The following is a 15,574-nucleotide window of genomic DNA, read 5'->3' on the forward strand; positions in this document are numbered from 1 at the left end:
TCGGAACGCAATTGAAGTTGGGGGCGCTGTGGCCGATCAGAATTCACCCGTTATCCTGTGGCTGCGCCGCGATCTGCGCCTGTCCGACCATCCCGCCCTTGATGCAGCCTGTTCCTCGGGGCGGCCGGTTATTCCGGTCTTCATCCTTGACGAGGTGACCGAGGCGATCGGAGCCGCGCCCAAGTGGCGGCTGGGGCTGGGTATCGGCCATCTGGCAAAGCGGCTGGAAGACAAAGGCAGCCGTCTGATCCTGCGCCGGGGCAAGGCGCGTGACGTCCTGCGCGATCTGATCGAGGACACCGGGGCAGGGGCTGTCTATTGGTCGCGTCTTTATGATCCCGACAGCATGGCACGGGACAAGTGGATCAAGCAGGCACTGAACGACGACGGGATCGAGGCGAAATCCTTTCGCGGCCACCTGCTGTTTGAACCTTGGGAGGTCGAAACCGGCACCGGCGGATTCTACAAGGTGTTCACACCGATGTGGAAAAACGTCCGCGAACGTTCAGTGCCCGAACCGCTGCGCGCGCCTGCGAAAATTCCGGCGCCGAGCAAATGGCCAAAGTCCGACGAGCTGGAGGGCTGGGCGCTGGGCGCCGCGATGAACCGGGGCGCGCATGTGATGCGCGCGCACATCCGGTTGGGCGAAGAGGCGGCGATGGACCGGCTGGATTACTTCATCGACGCGAAGGTGGCCGATTACGCCGATCAGCGCGATTTTCCCGCGCGCGATGGCACCTCGACCCTGTCCGAGCCGTTGACCTATGGCGAAATCAGCCCGGCGCGCTGCTGGCACGCGGCGCTGCGGGCCGAACACGGCGGCGATGCGGCGGGCGCGGTGACCTTCCGCAAGGAACTGGTCTGGCGCGAGTTTGCCTATCACCTGATGTACCACACGCCGCGCCTGACCACCGGCAACTGGCGCGAGGATTGGGACGCCTTCCCCTGGACCACCGACGAACGCCGCGCCGAGGTGCGCGCCTGGAAAGAGGGCCGCACCGGCATTCCCATCGTCGATGCGGGGATGCGTGAATTGCAGGTGACGGGGCGGATGCACAACCGCGTGCGCATGATCGTCGCCAGCTACCTGACGAAGCATCTGATGTGTCATTGGAAGATCGGGCAGGATTGGTTCGCCGATCAGCTGGTCGATTGGGATCCGGCCAGCAATGCGCTGGGCTGGCAATGGGTGGCCGGCTCTGGCCCCGATGCGGCGCCTTACTTCCGCGTGTTCAATCCGCTGACCCAGGCCGAGAAATTCGACCCGAAGGCGCGCTATCGCAACGCTTGGATCGCCGAGGGGCAGGCCGATCCCCCCGACACGGCGCTGGCTTATTTTGATGCGATCCCGCGGCGCTGGGCGCGCGCGGCCAGCGATGCCTACCCCGATCCCGTGGTCACCCACGAGGCGGGCAGAAAGGCAGCATTGAACGCTTACGAAAACCGGGAATTCTGAACCGGATGAACAAGATACTTGCCAGTGGTGGCAAAAGCGCCAAGACTTGGGCGCAGAAGTGGGAATGTGGGATGATCCTGACCGAAACCAGCGGCCAAAGCGGGCTGCCCCGTTATTTTGCGCCGGCCTTTGCCCAGATGAAGCGGCTGAAACACGGCCGCCTTGATGTTGTGCTGTCCGACGGTCGCGTGTTCCGCGCCGAAGGGCCGAACCCCGGGCCGGTGGCGGAGCTGCACGTGCATCATCACGATGTCTTTGCCCGGCTGATCCGCGAAGGCGACCTTGGGTTTTGCGATGCCTACCTTGAGGAATGGTGGAGCACGCCCGACCTGCAAGCCTTCATGGACCTTGTGCATCAGGACAACGATGAAATCTATGACGGCTTTCCCGGCATGGGGCTGGTGCGCTTTTATGAACGCGCGCGCGCGTGGCTGCGTCGCAACCATCGCGCGCAGGCGCGGCGCAACATTTCGTACCACTACGACCTGGGAAACGATTTTTACAAGCTGTGGCTTGACGATACGATGACATATTCAAGTGCCCTGTTCGAAACCGGGCAGGAGAGTACGGAAAAGGCACAGATCGCCAAATATGCCAGCATGGTCGATCAGATGGGCGCCCAGCCCGGCGATCATATCCTGGAAATCGGCTGCGGCTGGGGCGGCTTTGCGGAATACGCCGCGCGCGAACGCGGGTTGCGGGTAACGGGGCTGACCATCAGTCAGGAACAGTTCAACTACGCCACGCAGCGCATTGAAAAGGCGGGGCTATCCGATTTGGTGACGCTGAAGCTTCAGGACTATCGCGATGAAACTGGCACCTATGATGGTGTCGCCAGTATCGAGATGTTCGAAGCTGTCGGTCAGAAATACTGGCCGGTGTATTTCGACACGCTTCGCGAGCGGTTGAAGCCCGGGCGCAACGCCACGCTCCAAATCATCACGGTGGCCGACCGGCGTTGGGAGTTGTACCAGCAGGGGATTGATTTCATTCAGAAATACATCTTCCCCGGTGGCATGTTGCCTAGCCCCGGCGCGCTGCGTGAACAGATCGACGCCGCCGGACTTGGCATCGTGCGGTCGGTCGAATTCGGCAAGAGTTACGACATCACGCTGCGCCGCTGGCACGAAACCTTCAACGACAGGTGGGACCAGATCGCCGAGATGGGTTTTGACAACAGGTTCAAGCGGATGTGGAATTTCTATTTGACTTCATGTGCCGCCGCCTTCGACAGTGCCACTGTTGACGTGACGCAAATTACCGTGTCGCGACCTGCCTGAAGAGAACCCACATGCCTGACGCCGCCCGACTGGTTGCAGCACTTGGCCTTGCGATCACGGCCTTCATCGTGTCGGGGCAGATCATGCCGCTGATGCCCGAGGGGCTCGATTTCGGCTATTTCACCTATGTGAACATGGGGATCGGGGCGATCACCGGCTGGGTCGTCATGGGCAAGCGCGCCGGGCGCGGGGTCACGGCGGCCATCAACAACGGCATCACCGGCGTCGTTGCGATGGTATTCTGGGGGTTGTTCGTCCAGGGCTGCTACGAGATGTTCCGCATGGCGATGCGGAACCGATATGACGGGCCGTTCGATGCGGTGTTGGGTATCTTCGAAATCGGCGCCGACTATGGCATCATCATGTTCGAACCCAATATCATCTTAACGCTTCTGGTCGGTGGCGTCCTGACAGGGCTTGCCACCGAATACGCCTGGCGCACCTGGCGGTGACGGGGCAAAAACGGACGATGACCAACCTGTTCTTCTATGGCACCCTGTGCCATCTGCCGTTGCTGGAATGTGTTCTGGGCCGGCCACGCGCCAACCTGCATATCGCCGACGCCCGGCTTGTGGGTCACGCGGTTTGCAGCGTCGCGGGCGAGACTTTTCCGGCGATCACTGCCAGGCCGGGCGCGATAGCATGGGGCATCGTCGTGCGCGATCTGAGCGACGAAGATGTCGCGCGGCTGCGCTATTACGAAGGCGGGTTCGACTATGGCCAGACTCCGCTGCAGGTCGAAACCGCCGAAGGCATGGTCACCGCGCAGGTGTTCTTCCCCGAGCCCGGCCGCTGGGCGCTAACGGGCGCGTGGCACTTGGCCGACTGGCAGCGCGCGCATGCCCCGATGGTGATGGCCGCCGCCGAGGAGATCATGGCCTGGTATGGCCGAAAACTCGCCGAGGACATCGCTGCGCGCTATACGCCGATCAACATCCGCGCCCATGCCCGCGTGCTGGCCGGGCAACGCACCCCCGACCCGGACCGCGACCTGACCCGCGACGTGGTGGTGCAGGCGCGGCGCCACGCCTACATGAACTTCTTTTCCCTGCGCGAGGTCGATCTGCAATTTCGCCAGCACGACGGTTCCCTTGGGCCTGTGCTCAACCGGGGTGCGCTGTTCGTGGGCGAAGCGGTCGTGGTGCTGCCCTATGATCCGGTGCGCGATTGCGTGCTGCTGGTCGAACAGTTCCGCGCGCCGGTCTTCATGGCGGGCGATCCCGCGCCCTGGGTGTGGGAACCAGTGGCCGGGCTGATCGACCCGGGCGAAACCCCCGAACAAGCCGCCCGTCGCGAGGCGCAGGAAGAGGCGGGTCTGACGCTGGACAGGCTGTTGCCTGCAGGGCGCATGTATTCCTCGACCGGGTCATCCTCGGAATTCCTGAACCTGTTCATCGGACTGGCCGATCTGGGCGGGCACCATCCGCAGGATGGCGGGTTGGCCGAAGAGGGCGAGGATATTCGCAGCCGCCTTGTCAGTTTTGACAAGCTGATCGAAGGCGTCGACAATGACCGCTGGCGCGACATGCCGCTTGTCACCACCGCCCTGTGGCTGGCCCGGCATCGCGACCGGCTGCGGCAGGCGTAAAGACAGCGTTTCGCCAAACCGCGAAACCAAAGAACGATTGCCCTTCCTGCTGCAACGCCACGCGCGCGCCCGTTCTGTCCTGCGTGCTTGAGGTCGGGCCAAAGCGGCATTACAGCTAGGGGCATATATGGGAGTACCTTCATGCGCATCGCGAGCGATCTGGCTGACGCCATCGGCAACACCCCCCTGATCCGCCTGCGCCGGGTCAGCGAGGAAACCGGCTGCACCATTCTGGGCAAGGCCGAGTTCATGAATCCGGGCCAGTCGGTCAAGGACCGCGCGGCCCTGTTCATCATCAAGGACGCGCTGGAGAAGGGCACGCTGAAGCCGGGCGGCACCATCGTGGAAGGCACCGCCGGGAACACGGGCATCGGGCTGGCGCTGGTCGGGGCCTCGATGGGGTTCAAGACGGTGATCGTGATCCCCGAAACACAGAGCCAGGAAAAGAAGGACATGCTGCGCCTTGCGGGTGCCGAGCTGGTTCAGGTGCCTGCGGCGCCCTATAAAAATCCCAACAATTATGTGCGCTATTCACAGAGACTTGCCGAAGAGCTTGCACAAAGTGAACCAAATGGCGCGATCTGGGCCAATCAGTTCGACAACGTCGCCAACAAGCGCGCCCATATCGAAGGCACGGGCCCCGAGATCTGGGAACAGACCGGGGGCAAAGTGGATGGTTTCGTCGCAGCCGTCGGTTCGGGCGGAACGCTGGTGGGCGTGGCCGAGGTTCTGCAACCCAAGGGCGTGAAGGTTGCTCTGGCCGATCCGATGGGCGCGGCGCTGTACAGTTTCTACACCGAAGGCGAATTCAAGTCCGAAGGCAATTCGATCACCGAAGGGATCGGGCAGGGGCGGATCACCGAGAACCTGAAAGGCTTCACGCCGGATTACGCCTATCAAATCCCTGATGAAGAGGCGCTGCCTTACGTCTTTGACCTGCTGAGCGAAGAGGGGCTGTGCCTTGGCGGTTCCTCGGGCATCAACGTGGCCGGTGCCGTGCGGTTGGCGCGCGACCTGGGGCCAGGGCACACCATCGTCACGATCCTCTGCGATTATGGCAACCGCTATCAGTCGAAACTGTTCAACCCGGAATTCCTCGCCGAAAAGGGCCTGCCCGTGCCGACATGGCTGGATCGCGCACCTGCGTCGATCCCCGGCGTTTTCGTCGACGGCTGATGCGTCGGTCGCGCGTTCCTGTGCGGGGTCTGCTGGCAGGCCTGCTGTTGTGGATGGGGCTGGTGTTGCTGGCGCCCTTCGCGCTGGCGCAGGACGGCCCTGATTATACCGCGTGGTCGCGGGTTGCCTCGCGCGCCGAGGAATCGGTCGCCACGGGCCGCGCCTCTGACGACGCGCTGGAAGCATTGCGCGCCCAGATCGTCGAATGGCGGCAGCAGTTCCTGACAGCGCAGGGCCCCAACGCCGACCGGATCGCGACCTTGCAGGGGCAGATCGCCTCGCTTGGCCCGGCCCCCGATACCGAAGCAGGCGCGGCGCCCGAGGCCGAAGATGTTGCAGCCCGGCGCGAGGAACTGACCCGGCAACTGGCGGAATTGCGCGCGCCCGTTCAGGCCGCAGAGGAAGCCTATAGCCGGGCTGACGGGCTGATCCGCGAAATCGACACGCTGATCCGCGAACGCCGTACCGACAGGTTGCTGTCGCTGGGGCCATCGCCGCTGAACCCCACCCGCTGGCCCGAGGCTGGCGCGGCGCTGGGGGGCACAATGTCGGAAATCTGGCGCGAGGCAGGCGAAGCCCGGCGCTCGGCCTCGGTGGCGCGCACGCTGCGTGACAGGTTGCCGGTGATCCTGCTGCTGCTTGTCGGGGGACTTTTCCTGATCGTGCGCAGCCGTGGCTTTGTGAGCCGCATCGCCGAGGTGCTGCGCAACCGTGCGCGGCGCGGCGATCCGGTCTGGGCGTTTCTGCTGTCTTTGGGGCAGATCGTCCTGCCTCTGGTCGGGGTCTTGCTGGTTACGGTTGCCGTCCAGACAGCGGGGCTGTCGGGTGGGCGGCTTGGCGCGCTGATCGGGGCTCTCCCGGCCTGGGCGGCCTCGTTGCTGTTGATCTGGTGGCTGGGCGAACAGGTTTTTTCCGGCAACGACGCGGTGGCCACCATCCCCATCGACACCGGCCGGCGCCCCGAGGCGCGGCTGCATGTGGCCATTCTGGCAATCTGCATGGTGGCCCACGGGATCGTGCAGACCTTTGCTGGGCTCGACGATTACGCGGGCGATACCGAATTCCTGATTGAATTCCCGCTTGTCGTGATCGCTGGCGTCACCTTGTTTCGGCTGGGTCACCTGCTGGCAGGCCTGCGCCCGGATCAGAGCGACGAAGATGTCGAGCCGATGTTTGCGCATCGTGTGGTAAGGGCGATTGGCAAAGCCACGATGGCCGTCGGAATTGTGGCGCCGTTGCTGATGGCCATCGGCTATGGTGCCGCCGCGCTGGCGTTGGTCTATCCGACCGCCTCGACCTTGTTCCTGCTGGGTCTTATAACCGTCCTCCAGCGGTTCATCTACGATCTGTTCGACATGGCGTCCAAGGGCGACAGGGCAGGGCGCGGCGCGCTGATCCCCGTTTTGGCGGGCTTTGCCGTGTCGCTGGCGGCGATCCCGCTGCTGGCGCTGATCTGGGGTGCGCGCGTCACCGACCTGACCGAGGTCTGGGCCCGCTTCCAAGAGGGCTTTACTGTCGGCGACAGCCGCATTTCGCCCACCGATTTTCTGACCTTCGCGCTGGTCTTTGCTCTTGGCTACGGGCTGACCCGGCTGTTGCAAGGGGCGCTGCGCACGTCCGTTCTGCCCAAGACGCGGATTGGTGCGGGCGGGCAGACGGCCTTGCTGTCGGGCATCGGCTATGTCGGCATCTTCCTTGCGGCGCTGATAGCCATTACCTCGGCCGGAGTCGATCTTACGGCGCTTGGCTATGTCGCCGGTGCCCTCTCGGTCGGGATCGGTTTCGGCCTCCAGAACATCGTGTCGAACTTTGTCTCGGGCATCATCCTGCTGATCGAACGCCCGATCTCCAAGGGAGACTGGATCGAGGTCGGTGGCCAGCAGGGCTATGTGCGCGACATTTCGGTGCGCTCCACACGGATCGAAACCTTCGATCGGACCGATGTGATCGTGCCGAACTCGGATTTCATTTCCGGCACTGTCACCAACTATACGCGCGGCAATACGATCGGCCGCGTGATCGCGCCGGTGGGCGTGGCCTACGGCACCGACACGCGCAAGGTTGAAAAGCTTTTGGAAGAGATCGCGCGCGCGCATCCGATGGTTCTGGAGAACCCGCCGCCCGCGGTGGTGTTCCGCGGGTTTGGAGCTGACAGCCTCGATTTCGAGATCCGCGCCATCCTGCGCGACGTGAACTGGGTGCTGTCGGTGCATTCCGACATGAACCATGAAATCGCCCGGGTCTTTGCGGAAGAGGGGATCGAGATACCTTTTGCCCAGCGCGATGTCTGGCTGCGCAACCCCGAGACGCTGACGCGCAAAGCGCCCGAAGAGCCCGCCACTCCCAAGGTGGAACCCGTATCACGCGCCAACCCGCCAAGTTCGGCGGCCAAGGGCGAAGAACCGACCTGATTGGGCCCGTTGGGCGCAGCGTTCCGGCCCATCGCGGCGAAAGTGCAAACAGACCCACAAGCCCCTTGCCCTTGCCCAAGGTCCTTTGCTATGGGGTCGCGAACGGAGAGGTGGCCGAGTGGTCGAAGGCGCACGCCTGGAAAGTGTGTAGGCGGGAAACCGTCTCCAGGGTTCGAATCCCTGTCTCTCCGCCACCGATGCCAGTCTCGGTGAGACGTAAGGTTTTACCTTTAAATTATTCCCTGTTTCCGGCGGCTTAAGGACGTGTCCGTCGTACAGAGACGCATGATTTGGCCTTCTCCCTCTTACTGTCCGTTGAACGTCTCAAATCGGTTTTTGACCGGGGTCGCTTTGGCGCGGTTTGCGGATTTACAGGGAAAGAACAGGGAATTTTGATGTTTTTGCCTCGGTGATGGGCGAAATCACGTTTTTTGGTTCCTGTTTCTGACGTAATAGCAAAGGCTTGCAGGAATTTCCCTGTTCTTCTGAAAACAGGGAATTTGTTACACTTGATCAGGGATTTTTTGAGTGCCGAGCAGGGAATCTCCAAGCGCGAACAGGGAATGTGGTTTGGGTGCTGATCTTAGCGGAAGCGAGGTGTTCCAAGTTCGGCAAGCCCGCCATCGTCTTCATCCACCTCGTCGCGAAGATCGGCCCAGAGCAGTGTGACGGCGTGGCCGCTTTTTTCAACGCGCGTCTGTTCGCTCAACTCCACCTCCGGACGGCTGGTCCAGATCTGGGCGTGGGTCTCGTCCATTTCGGTAAAGCCTCTTGTGCCGTTGGCCACCGCGGCTGCGGCCAGATACGATTTAGGCAAGAGCTGTCCTCGGGAAACGGTCAGAAACGGAAACGCCCTGGTTTCGATGGCATATCGGATTTTGCCGTTTATGGACCAGATCGCCGCGAGGGGGTGCGGGGGCAGGTCGATGATCCGACGCAGCGAGGCTTCGAGGCTGAGATCGAGGTGTTCCCTCATCCGCTGTGCGCGGCGCAGGTCCGGATCGTCAGCCAGAAAGGAAGAGACGGTAGCAACCGGGGCCAAGACTTCGATGGCGAACAGATTGGCTTCGTTCTCTTGACGGAAATGCGAATTGGCGTTCCTTGCTTCCTTGAAGTCCTCTTGCATGCAACAAAAGCCGTCGTCGGAAAACAGGACGTGGCGCTCCATCAGGAAATGGCCGAGTTCGTGGGCGATGGTGAACCGGGCCCGGCGTTTGCAGTGACGTGTGTTTGCCAGGATTGACCCGGGGCGGCGCCGCTGATCCGTGAGCAACATCCCTTCGAACCCGTCGAACGTATCAAGGCGGATATTCTCGATGTCGAGCTGGTGGGCGATGTCTTCGATGGGCACAGGGCCATCGACGGGTCCCAAGAGCCGGTGCAGCGCCTGTCCCAGCCGAGGCGGCTTGTGGATGTCGGCGAGGTCCACCCTGTAAAGAGGCATGCGGTCAGGACTCTGCGTCTGTCTTGACGCTCATGGACGCGATCATCTGTTCGACGATGTTGCGATCGCGCTCCGTAAGTTCTTGGAGACTGCGATGGATCGGTTCGATCTGCATCTCAGTCTTGTTTGGTTCCTTTGCCTCGCCGTTCAGGACGTCGATTCTGACGCCAAAATGCGCGGCCAGCTTGCGGACCAGTTCGAAGGAGGGATTCTTGCTGCGACCCTTCTCCAACTCCGAGACATGAGCTTTGGATACGCCCACCTTGTCAGCGACCTGCTGCAGAGACTCGCCTGACTTTTGCCTCAGGCTGAACAACTGCTCCCCGATATCCATGACGCTCTCCCGTTTGATATGGCTACCCCGCCTATACGCTCGAAATTGACGATTGACCCATCGTAAGTTGCGTTTAACGGGCGAGGCCGATGGGCCAATTCCGCGGCGAGCAGTAAAAAACAAGGAGCCACCATATGGCCCAGCAGAATATCGATTTGATTTCCACGGGTGATCTGTCCGCCTGGGCGCGTGACGCGCGCACCCATTCGAAAAAGCAGGTCCGTTAGATTGCCGACAGTATCGAGACCTTCGGGTTCACCAATCCGGTGCTGATCGACGAGAGCCGCACCATCTTTGCGGATCATGGATGGGTTGCGGCCGCGCGCTTGCTGGGGATGGCCGAAGTGCCATGTCTTCGTCTTGATCATATGAGCGAGGCAGAAAAGCGTGCCTATGTGCTGGCCGACAACAAGCTGGCCTTGAACGCGGGGTGGGATGACGAACTTTTCGAGCATCGTGTCGAAGGTGCAGTTCTCGGCCATGCATGGCGAGGCTTTCGTAGCTGCCGCCGGAAATCTCGACCACCGCCACGGCGTCGGCGAGGTCGAAGCCTCCTTTCTGGAAATCGGCTGAATTCAGCTTCACCCCGACTCCGAAAGTGGACGCATCACGCGCACGGACCGCCCTAACGACCTCGGTCAGGACGCGGGCGCGATTCTCCAGTGAACCGCCCCACTGGTCGGTTCGACGGTTGGTGAGCGGCGAAAGGACCTGGCTCAGTAGGTAGCCATGCGCGGCATGGAGCTGCACACAGTCAAACCAAGCCTGCTCGGCCCGTGCGGCGGTCACGGCGAACTGGTCGATGACCTTTCGGATATCTGCCTCGGTATTGCGCGCGGCTCGAAAAAGAGCGAGGAGTGCTTGCCCATGTCCACCCGCGCCGCGGAGGGCGCGATCGCCGTGGCATGGGTGGCGACAAAAACCTGGCGGCCGGGGTGGCTTATCTGCATCCACATCCATGCGCCTTCGGCCTTGCCGGCCTCGGCCCACTCCCTGAAGGGTGCCACGGGTTGCTGCGCATCGAGGACCACGCCCCCGGGGCCGGTGACGGCGTCTGCCGCGACCATGACGTTCCCTGTGATGATGAGGCCAGCGCCGCCCGCGCCCCATGTCCTGTAGAGTTGTCGCAGCTGCGCTCCAGGCAGATGGGTCCCGTCGGCGAGATTCTCTTCCATCGCCACCTTGGCGATACGGTTCCGAATGATCTGCCCGCTTGGCAGAGCCAGCGGCGTTTCGAGGAGTGATGGTGACTGAGCGTCGAACATTTTAGCGATCCTTGATTTGTGGTCGCTACGAATATCGGGCTTTAACCTAAGTTTAAGGTCAAGGGGGCCGACAACGAAAATCGGGGAAATTGCCTAGGCGGCAGGCGTTACGACCTCCCGCATTCGCTTTTACGAGAAAAAGTGCATCATCGCGCCCGCCGATCGGGGCGAAAACGGATATTGGGACTACCCCGCTGAACTGGTCGACGTGCTGCGCTTCATCGAAAGGGCCCAGGAACTCGGCTTCTCGCTGAAGGAAAACGCCAGCATCGAGGTCGACGCGGGGACCACATCGTGTCGTGTGCAGACGCCCTGCCGATGCTCTCGGCGAAACTGGAGGCGATCACCGCGCTGATCGAAGAGGCAAAGGCGCGAAAGACGCGGATAGAAGCTCTCATGGCAGAGATGACAGCTGGAAAGCCTGAAGCTGCGGTGGCTCACCCCGCACGCCGCCGCCGCGCATGAAATTGAGCTTGGGCTGTTTTCAACTGGACGCGTGAATAGTGTGCACGACCTCTCCCGCGATTCACGGTCAAGATCGGCCCATTGCGGACCTTCGAGATGATCGCGAAGAATGACCGCTCCCAGCCCGATTGAAGACATCTGCGCAGAGCCGCTTCCATCCTCCTAGAGGTTTCATGACTTTTTCGGGAACATCCACCCACTGGAAGGTTGTTGACTCCGTGTAACAGCAGGAGATCCCCGATGGCCTACACCCGCTTTTTCCTCATGATCGCGACGTCGACCTTGTTGATGTTCGGGCTGATGTATCTGAACACCTACCTCGTCAGCCATGTTTTCTGGTCCGAAACGCGGGCCTACATGGCACTGGTCATGGGCGCGGTCATGGCCTTCGTCATGCTGGCCTTCATGCTCGGCATGTATAAGAACCGCACCGCCAATATCGCGATCTTCGCCGGGTCCATCCTCGTGTTCGCCGGGGCGCTGTGGCTCGTGCGCAGCCAGATTACGGTTCAGGACCGCTCCTACATGAGTGCCATGATCCCGCACCATTCGATTGCGATCATGACCTCCTCCCGCGCCAATCTGACCGATCCGCGGGTTCAGGAACTGGCGGACAGCATCATCTACGCGCAGGACAAGGAGATCGCCGAGATGCGCTACCTGCTCGGCGACATCACGTCCAATGGCGAAGCGCAGCCGGGGCCTGCTGCGCCCGCGCCGGAGTTGAAAGACGCAGCCGAGGCGCTCTCGACCGAGGTCGTCAAGACTATCGACCCGGAGTTCCTGACGGAAGACGACATCGCGAAGGCCTTCCCCGATGGCGCCGCCTGCCGCTTTTCCTACACCGAGACCAGTCCGCCGGTGCTCGTGACCGGCAACGACGGCGCGCTGATCCGGATCAGCGGCGACCTTGTCCGGCTTGAGGCCGACGGCGACGGATTTGCCGCCGACCCGCTGTCGGCGCAGGTCAACCAGACGGACGACGGCGATCTGCACGACCTGATTGTGACTGCCGGTCCTGACTACACCGCCGGGTTCCGCGGCCAGTTCACCTGCGCGAACTGAGGAGATCGACATGCCCAAGGACACCAAGCAGACCGCCGCCCTCTACCGCATGGTCATGCCCGAGCACACCTGCCCCTATGGCCTGAAGTCGAAGCATCTGCTCGAAACTCACGGCTACGAGGTGGAAGACCACCACCTCAAGACCCGGGAAGAAACCGACGCCTTCATGCGCGAGCATGATGTGAAGACGACTCCGCAAACCTTCATCGACGGCGAGCGGATCGGAGGCCACGACGACTTGCGCATCTTCCTCGGGATCGACCCGCCGAAGGAGGAACAGAGCGACACAAGTTACCGGCCCGTCATCGCGATCTTCACGGTGTGCGCGCTGCTGGCCCTGGGGCTGGCCTGGCACCAGTATGGCACCTTCCTGACCTGGCAGAGCTGCATCTGGTTCATCTCGCTGTCTATGACGGTTCTGGCGATCCAGAAGTTGCAGGATGTCGAGCAGTTCTCGACCATGTTCCTCAACTACGACCTGCTGGCGAAACGATGGGTGCCCTACGGCAAAATCTATCCCTACGGTGAGGCGCTGGCCGGCATCCTGATGACAGCTGGGATCCTGCCGTGGATATCGGCCCCGGTGGCGCTCGTCATCGGGACGATCGGCGCGGTGAGCGTGTTCAAGGCGGTCTACATCGACAAGCGCGAACTCAAGTGTGCCTGCGTAGGCGGGGACTCGAATGTGCCGCTTGGGTTCATCTCGCTGACCGAGAACCTGATGATGATGCTCATGGGGATCTGGATGGGCATCGTGGCTTTCGCGGGATGAACGGAAGTGTGATGGGCCGCCAGCGTTGACCTTTCACAGCGCATCGCGTCATACTCTGGCAACTCATCCGGAGGTTCTGTGCGGCATATCCTCGTCATTATCGCGTTGATCGTCACCGCCTGGGCGTTTCTGCCCGGCGCTGCGCAAGCGCACGAGATGTCATATGCCGAGTTGGAGGGCGACTGTGCCGACTGCCCTGGCATGGACGAGACTGGCGGGCACGCATCAGGCGTCGCCTGTCATCACGCCGCGGGCTGTGGTCCGGCACTCTACACACTGCCTGTCTTTGTGTCGCTTGCCGTGGAACCGGTGATCTTCCGCAGCACGCGCCTTCACGACACGATCGTCCTGCGATCGGTTTCCCTCTCCCGGGACCTGCCGCCCCCACGAGCCTGACTGCTTCGGAGCCGCGACTGCGACAGTGATCGCAGTTTACCGATATGCTGGGCCTTTTTGGCCAAGCCAGTCAGGATCATGACCAATGAACAAGATTTTGCCCGCCGCCTTGGCCGCAGTCGCTATTGCTGGCGGAGCGTATTACCTCGCCCGACCTAGTGCCCTTGAACCAAGCGCCCAGCCAGCTCAAGGCGAACCGCTCGTCTCGATCACTGTGCCCGAGGCGCTGTCTTCCGATGCCATGATAGGCAAGCGGGCCTTCGACGCGACCTGCGCCGCCTGCCACGGGGCCAACGCAAGCGGCAAGATGGGCTTCGGTCCGCCACTCGTGCACAAGATCTACGAACCGAACCACCATGCTGATATGGCCTTCGTGATGGCGGTGCAGAACGGGGTTCGCGCCCATCACTGGCCCTTCGGCGATATGCCCGCACAATCAGGGCTGACACAGGCCGATGTCGGCGCGATCATCACCTATGTCCGCGAGTTGCAACAGGCCAATGGGATTGAATGACATGTTCTTACGCATGACAAGACGCGCCTTCTGCGGCGCTATGGCGGGGACGGCAGGCTTGGCGACCCTTCCAGTTCGGGCGGCGGCACCAGAGACCCTGACAGCCCGCGTCGCCACTGCTCAGATCGCCCCGCCGAAATACGCTGCGACCAAGGTCTGGACCTATGACGGCGCTTTGCCCGGTCCGGTGCTGCGTGTGCCTCAGGGCGGGCGTGTGACCCGCCGCCTGGTAAACGACTTGCCGGTATCAACGACAATCCATTGGCATGGCATTCGCATCGACAATGCAATGGACGGCGTTGCGGGACTCACCCAGGATGCCGTGCCGCCCGGAGGGACATTCGACTACGACTTTTCGGTACCCGATGCGGGCACGTATTGGTACCACGCTCATACCAACTCGATGGAACAGGTGGCCCGAGGGCTGGCCGGGGCGCTTATCGTAGAGGAGTCCACCCCGCCTGACGTGGATCGGGACGAGGTGATCCTGTTCGACGACTGGCTACTGAACCCCGAAGATGCCCAGCTCATTGAGCCGATGCGCCACCCCATGCACCTTAGCCACGCGGGCCGTATCGGCAACCTGCTGGGGGCCAACGGCACCTATGATCCCGTCCTGGAGACACGTCCCAACGAACGGTTGCGCCTGCGGCTGATCAACGGGGCCAATGCGCGGATCTTCGTTTTGCGGCTGCACGGGATGCAAGGCTGGATGGTTGCGCTGGACGGAATGCCGTTGGCCAAGCCCGAACCGGTCAGCGGCGACATGGTTCTTGCACCGGCGCAAAGGATCGACCTGATTGTCGATGTGACCGCGAGCGACGGAAAGGAGGCCGCGTTGCTGCACCCCGCCGGCGACGACAGCTGGGAAGTGCTGGTACGAATGCCCGTCACGGGCGCCGCCAGTACCGATGCGCGCGACGCGCCCGCCGCGTTGCCGCCCAACCCACGCATGGACCTGCCTCAACTCGACAGCGCCCAGCGGCTGACGATGGCAATGCAGGGCGGAGCAATGTCAGGCATGGCGTCGGCCCGATTTGAAGGCCGAGACACCAACTTCCGCGAGTTGGCGGGGCGCGGGCAGTTCTGGGCTTTGTCAGGGCAAAGCGGAATGAGCGACACACCCTTTGCCAGCCTGTCCCTTGGTGAAACTGTTCATCTCACGTTGATGAATGACACCGCTTTTCCGCACGCCATGCATCTGCACGGAATGCACTTTCGTCAGGTTTACAGCGATGGCACATTCGGCCCGATGCGCGACACGATCCTCAGCCAGCCGAATGACCCGCTGGAAATCGCCTTTGTCGCTGATAATCCCGGCAAGTGGCTGTTCCACTGTCACATGCTCGCCCATGCGGCGTCCGGCATGACAACCTGGATCAATGTAAGCTGACCCCCCCAACAGGAC

17 protein-coding genes, 1 tRNA gene and 1 pseudogene are annotated in these 15,574 nt (G+C 62.1%); 15 read left to right on the top strand and 4 right to left on the bottom strand.

From position 1 onward, the window contains the following. The first annotated feature begins 28 nt into the window (after positions 1 to 28). The 7 genes from FGK64_RS09815 (at position 29) to FGK64_RS09845 (ending at position 8,105) form a co-directional block, all read left to right on the top strand. Complete coding sequence (locus tag FGK64_RS09815) at positions 29 to 1,456, top strand: cryptochrome/photolyase family protein (RefSeq protein ID WP_138863630.1); 1,428 nt, start codon at positions 29 to 31, stop codon at positions 1,454 to 1,456. A 71-nt stretch (positions 1,457 to 1,527) separates the two neighbouring features. Next, positions 1,528 to 2,736 carry an SAM-dependent methyltransferase gene (locus FGK64_RS09820; protein ID WP_138864278.1) on the top strand — a complete coding sequence of 403 codons (1,209 nt, stop codon included), beginning with the start codon at positions 1,528 to 1,530 and terminating at the stop codon, positions 2,734 to 2,736. An 11-nt stretch (positions 2,737 to 2,747) separates the two neighbouring features. Beyond that, complete coding sequence (locus tag FGK64_RS09825; protein ID WP_138863631.1) at positions 2,748 to 3,188, top strand: TrgA family protein; 441 nt, start codon at positions 2,748 to 2,750, stop codon at positions 3,186 to 3,188. Between the two features lie 17 nt (positions 3,189 to 3,205). After that, positions 3,206 to 4,324: an NUDIX domain-containing protein gene (locus tag FGK64_RS09830; protein ID WP_138863632.1), complete on the top strand. Its 1,119-nt coding sequence runs from the start codon at positions 3,206 to 3,208 to the stop codon at positions 4,322 to 4,324. Between the two features lie 141 nt (positions 4,325 to 4,465). Further along, complete coding sequence (locus FGK64_RS09835; RefSeq protein WP_138863633.1) at positions 4,466 to 5,500, top strand: cysteine synthase A; 1,035 nt, start codon at positions 4,466 to 4,468, stop codon at positions 5,498 to 5,500. Further along, positions 5,500 to 7,911 carry a DUF3772 domain-containing protein gene (locus FGK64_RS09840; RefSeq protein WP_171054025.1) on the top strand — a complete coding sequence of 804 codons (2,412 nt, stop codon included), beginning with the start codon at positions 5,500 to 5,502 and terminating at the stop codon, positions 7,909 to 7,911. Before FGK64_RS09835 ends, FGK64_RS09840 begins: the two co-directional genes overlap by 1 nt. 104 nt (positions 7,912 to 8,015) lie before the next feature. Then, a tRNA-Ser gene (locus tag FGK64_RS09845) sits at positions 8,016 to 8,105 on the top strand. A gap of 389 nt (positions 8,106 to 8,494) precedes the next feature. On the opposite strand, the gene FGK64_RS09850 is transcribed toward FGK64_RS09845, so the two are convergent. Next, a complete protein-coding gene (locus tag FGK64_RS09850; protein WP_138863635.1) occupies positions 8,495 to 9,355 on the bottom strand; it encodes an ImmA/IrrE family metallo-endopeptidase in 861 nt (286 codons plus the stop codon). Positions 9,356 to 9,359: 4 nt separating this feature from the next. Continuing rightward, a complete protein-coding gene (locus FGK64_RS09855; protein WP_138863636.1) occupies positions 9,360 to 9,689 on the bottom strand; it encodes a helix-turn-helix domain-containing protein in 330 nt (109 codons plus the stop codon). A gap of 435 nt (positions 9,690 to 10,124) precedes the next feature. On the opposite strand from FGK64_RS09855, the gene FGK64_RS22490 reads away from it, so the two are divergent. Next, on the top strand, positions 10,125 to 10,262 hold the full coding sequence (locus FGK64_RS22490) for a hypothetical protein (RefSeq protein WP_246057765.1): 138 nt from the start codon (positions 10,125 to 10,127) through the stop codon (positions 10,260 to 10,262). Between the two features lie 6 nt (positions 10,263 to 10,268). Here the strand turns inward: FGK64_RS22490 and FGK64_RS22710 are convergent. Beyond that, positions 10,269 to 10,478 (bottom strand): annotated as a pseudogene (locus FGK64_RS22710) (oxidoreductase); the annotation flags it as partial. Beyond that, positions 10,475 to 10,954, bottom strand: a complete 480-nt coding sequence (locus tag FGK64_RS22715; RefSeq protein WP_281280399.1) for an oxidoreductase — start codon at positions 10,952 to 10,954, stop codon at positions 10,475 to 10,477. The pseudogene FGK64_RS22710 and the gene FGK64_RS22715, both read right to left, overlap by 4 nt. 121 nt (positions 10,955 to 11,075) lie before the next feature. Here FGK64_RS22715 and FGK64_RS22495 point away from each other — a divergent pair, with 121 nt between their 5' ends. From FGK64_RS22495 to FGK64_RS09895, 7 genes are all read left to right on the top strand, one after another. Beyond that, on the top strand, positions 11,076 to 11,309 hold the full coding sequence (locus FGK64_RS22495) for a MerR family transcriptional regulator (protein WP_246057756.1): 234 nt from the start codon (positions 11,076 to 11,078) through the stop codon (positions 11,307 to 11,309). After that, the gene (locus FGK64_RS22500; RefSeq protein ID WP_171053999.1) at positions 11,249 to 11,419 is read left to right on the top strand and encodes a hypothetical protein; all 171 of its coding nucleotides are present in this window, start codon (positions 11,249 to 11,251) and stop codon (positions 11,417 to 11,419) included. The genes FGK64_RS22495 and FGK64_RS22500 overlap by 61 nt, the downstream gene beginning before the upstream one ends. Positions 11,420 to 11,659: 240 nt before the next feature. Continuing rightward, entirely contained in the window at positions 11,660 to 12,484 is an 825-nt protein-coding gene (locus FGK64_RS09875) for a DUF6692 family protein (RefSeq protein WP_138863637.1), read from the top strand. Positions 12,485 to 12,494: 10 nt separating this feature from the next. Further along, positions 12,495 to 13,256 carry a glutaredoxin family protein gene (locus tag FGK64_RS09880; RefSeq protein ID WP_171054026.1) on the top strand — a complete coding sequence of 254 codons (762 nt, stop codon included), beginning with the start codon at positions 12,495 to 12,497 and terminating at the stop codon, positions 13,254 to 13,256. A gap of 78 nt (positions 13,257 to 13,334) precedes the next feature. Continuing rightward, entirely contained in the window at positions 13,335 to 13,652 is a 318-nt protein-coding gene (locus tag FGK64_RS09885; RefSeq protein ID WP_138863638.1) for a hypothetical protein, read from the top strand. Between the two features lie 85 nt (positions 13,653 to 13,737). Then, positions 13,738 to 14,166, top strand: a complete 429-nt coding sequence (locus FGK64_RS09890; protein ID WP_138863639.1) for a c-type cytochrome — start codon at positions 13,738 to 13,740, stop codon at positions 14,164 to 14,166. A 13-nt stretch (positions 14,167 to 14,179) separates the two neighbouring features. Further along, positions 14,180 to 15,559, top strand: a complete 1,380-nt coding sequence (locus tag FGK64_RS09895; RefSeq protein WP_138863640.1) for a multicopper oxidase family protein — start codon at positions 14,180 to 14,182, stop codon at positions 15,557 to 15,559. Positions 15,560 to 15,574: the final 15 nt, after the last annotated feature.

The organism is Arenibacterium halophilum, from assembly GCF_005938225.1.
GTDB classification, from domain to species: domain Bacteria; phylum Pseudomonadota; class Alphaproteobacteria; order Rhodobacterales; family Rhodobacteraceae; genus Arenibacterium; species Arenibacterium halophilum.

Excerpts from the sequence above, each read along its gene's own strand:
- FGK64_RS09840 (WP_171054025.1), top strand. The coding sequence starts at position 5,500 with ATGCGTCGGTCGCGCGTTCCTGTGCGGGGTCTGCTGGCAGGCCTGCTG.
- FGK64_RS09855 (WP_138863636.1), bottom strand. The coding sequence starts at position 9,689 with ATGGATATCGGGGAGCAGTTGTTCAGCCTGAGGCAAAAGTCAGGCGAG.
- FGK64_RS09825 (WP_138863631.1), top strand. The coding sequence starts at position 2,748 with ATGCCTGACGCCGCCCGACTGGTTGCAGCACTTGGCCTTGCGATCACG.
- FGK64_RS22715 (WP_281280399.1), bottom strand. The coding sequence starts at position 10,954 with ATGTTCGACGCTCAGTCACCATCACTCCTCGAAACGCCGCTGGCTCTG.
- FGK64_RS09830 (WP_138863632.1), top strand. The coding sequence starts at position 3,206 with ATGACCAACCTGTTCTTCTATGGCACCCTGTGCCATCTGCCGTTGCTG.
- FGK64_RS09835 (WP_138863633.1), top strand. The coding sequence starts at position 4,466 with ATGCGCATCGCGAGCGATCTGGCTGACGCCATCGGCAACACCCCCCTG.
- FGK64_RS22490 (WP_246057765.1), top strand. The coding sequence starts at position 10,125 with ATGACGAACTTTTCGAGCATCGTGTCGAAGGTGCAGTTCTCGGCCATG.
- FGK64_RS09890 (WP_138863639.1), top strand. The coding sequence starts at position 13,738 with ATGAACAAGATTTTGCCCGCCGCCTTGGCCGCAGTCGCTATTGCTGGC.
- FGK64_RS09820 (WP_138864278.1), top strand. The coding sequence starts at position 1,528 with ATGATCCTGACCGAAACCAGCGGCCAAAGCGGGCTGCCCCGTTATTTT.
- FGK64_RS09850 (WP_138863635.1), bottom strand. The coding sequence starts at position 9,355 with ATGCCTCTTTACAGGGTGGACCTCGCCGACATCCACAAGCCGCCTCGG.
- FGK64_RS09895 (WP_138863640.1), top strand. The coding sequence starts at position 14,180 with ATGACAAGACGCGCCTTCTGCGGCGCTATGGCGGGGACGGCAGGCTTG.
- FGK64_RS09880 (WP_171054026.1), top strand. The coding sequence starts at position 12,495 with ATGCCCAAGGACACCAAGCAGACCGCCGCCCTCTACCGCATGGTCATG.
- FGK64_RS09875 (WP_138863637.1), top strand. The coding sequence starts at position 11,660 with ATGGCCTACACCCGCTTTTTCCTCATGATCGCGACGTCGACCTTGTTG.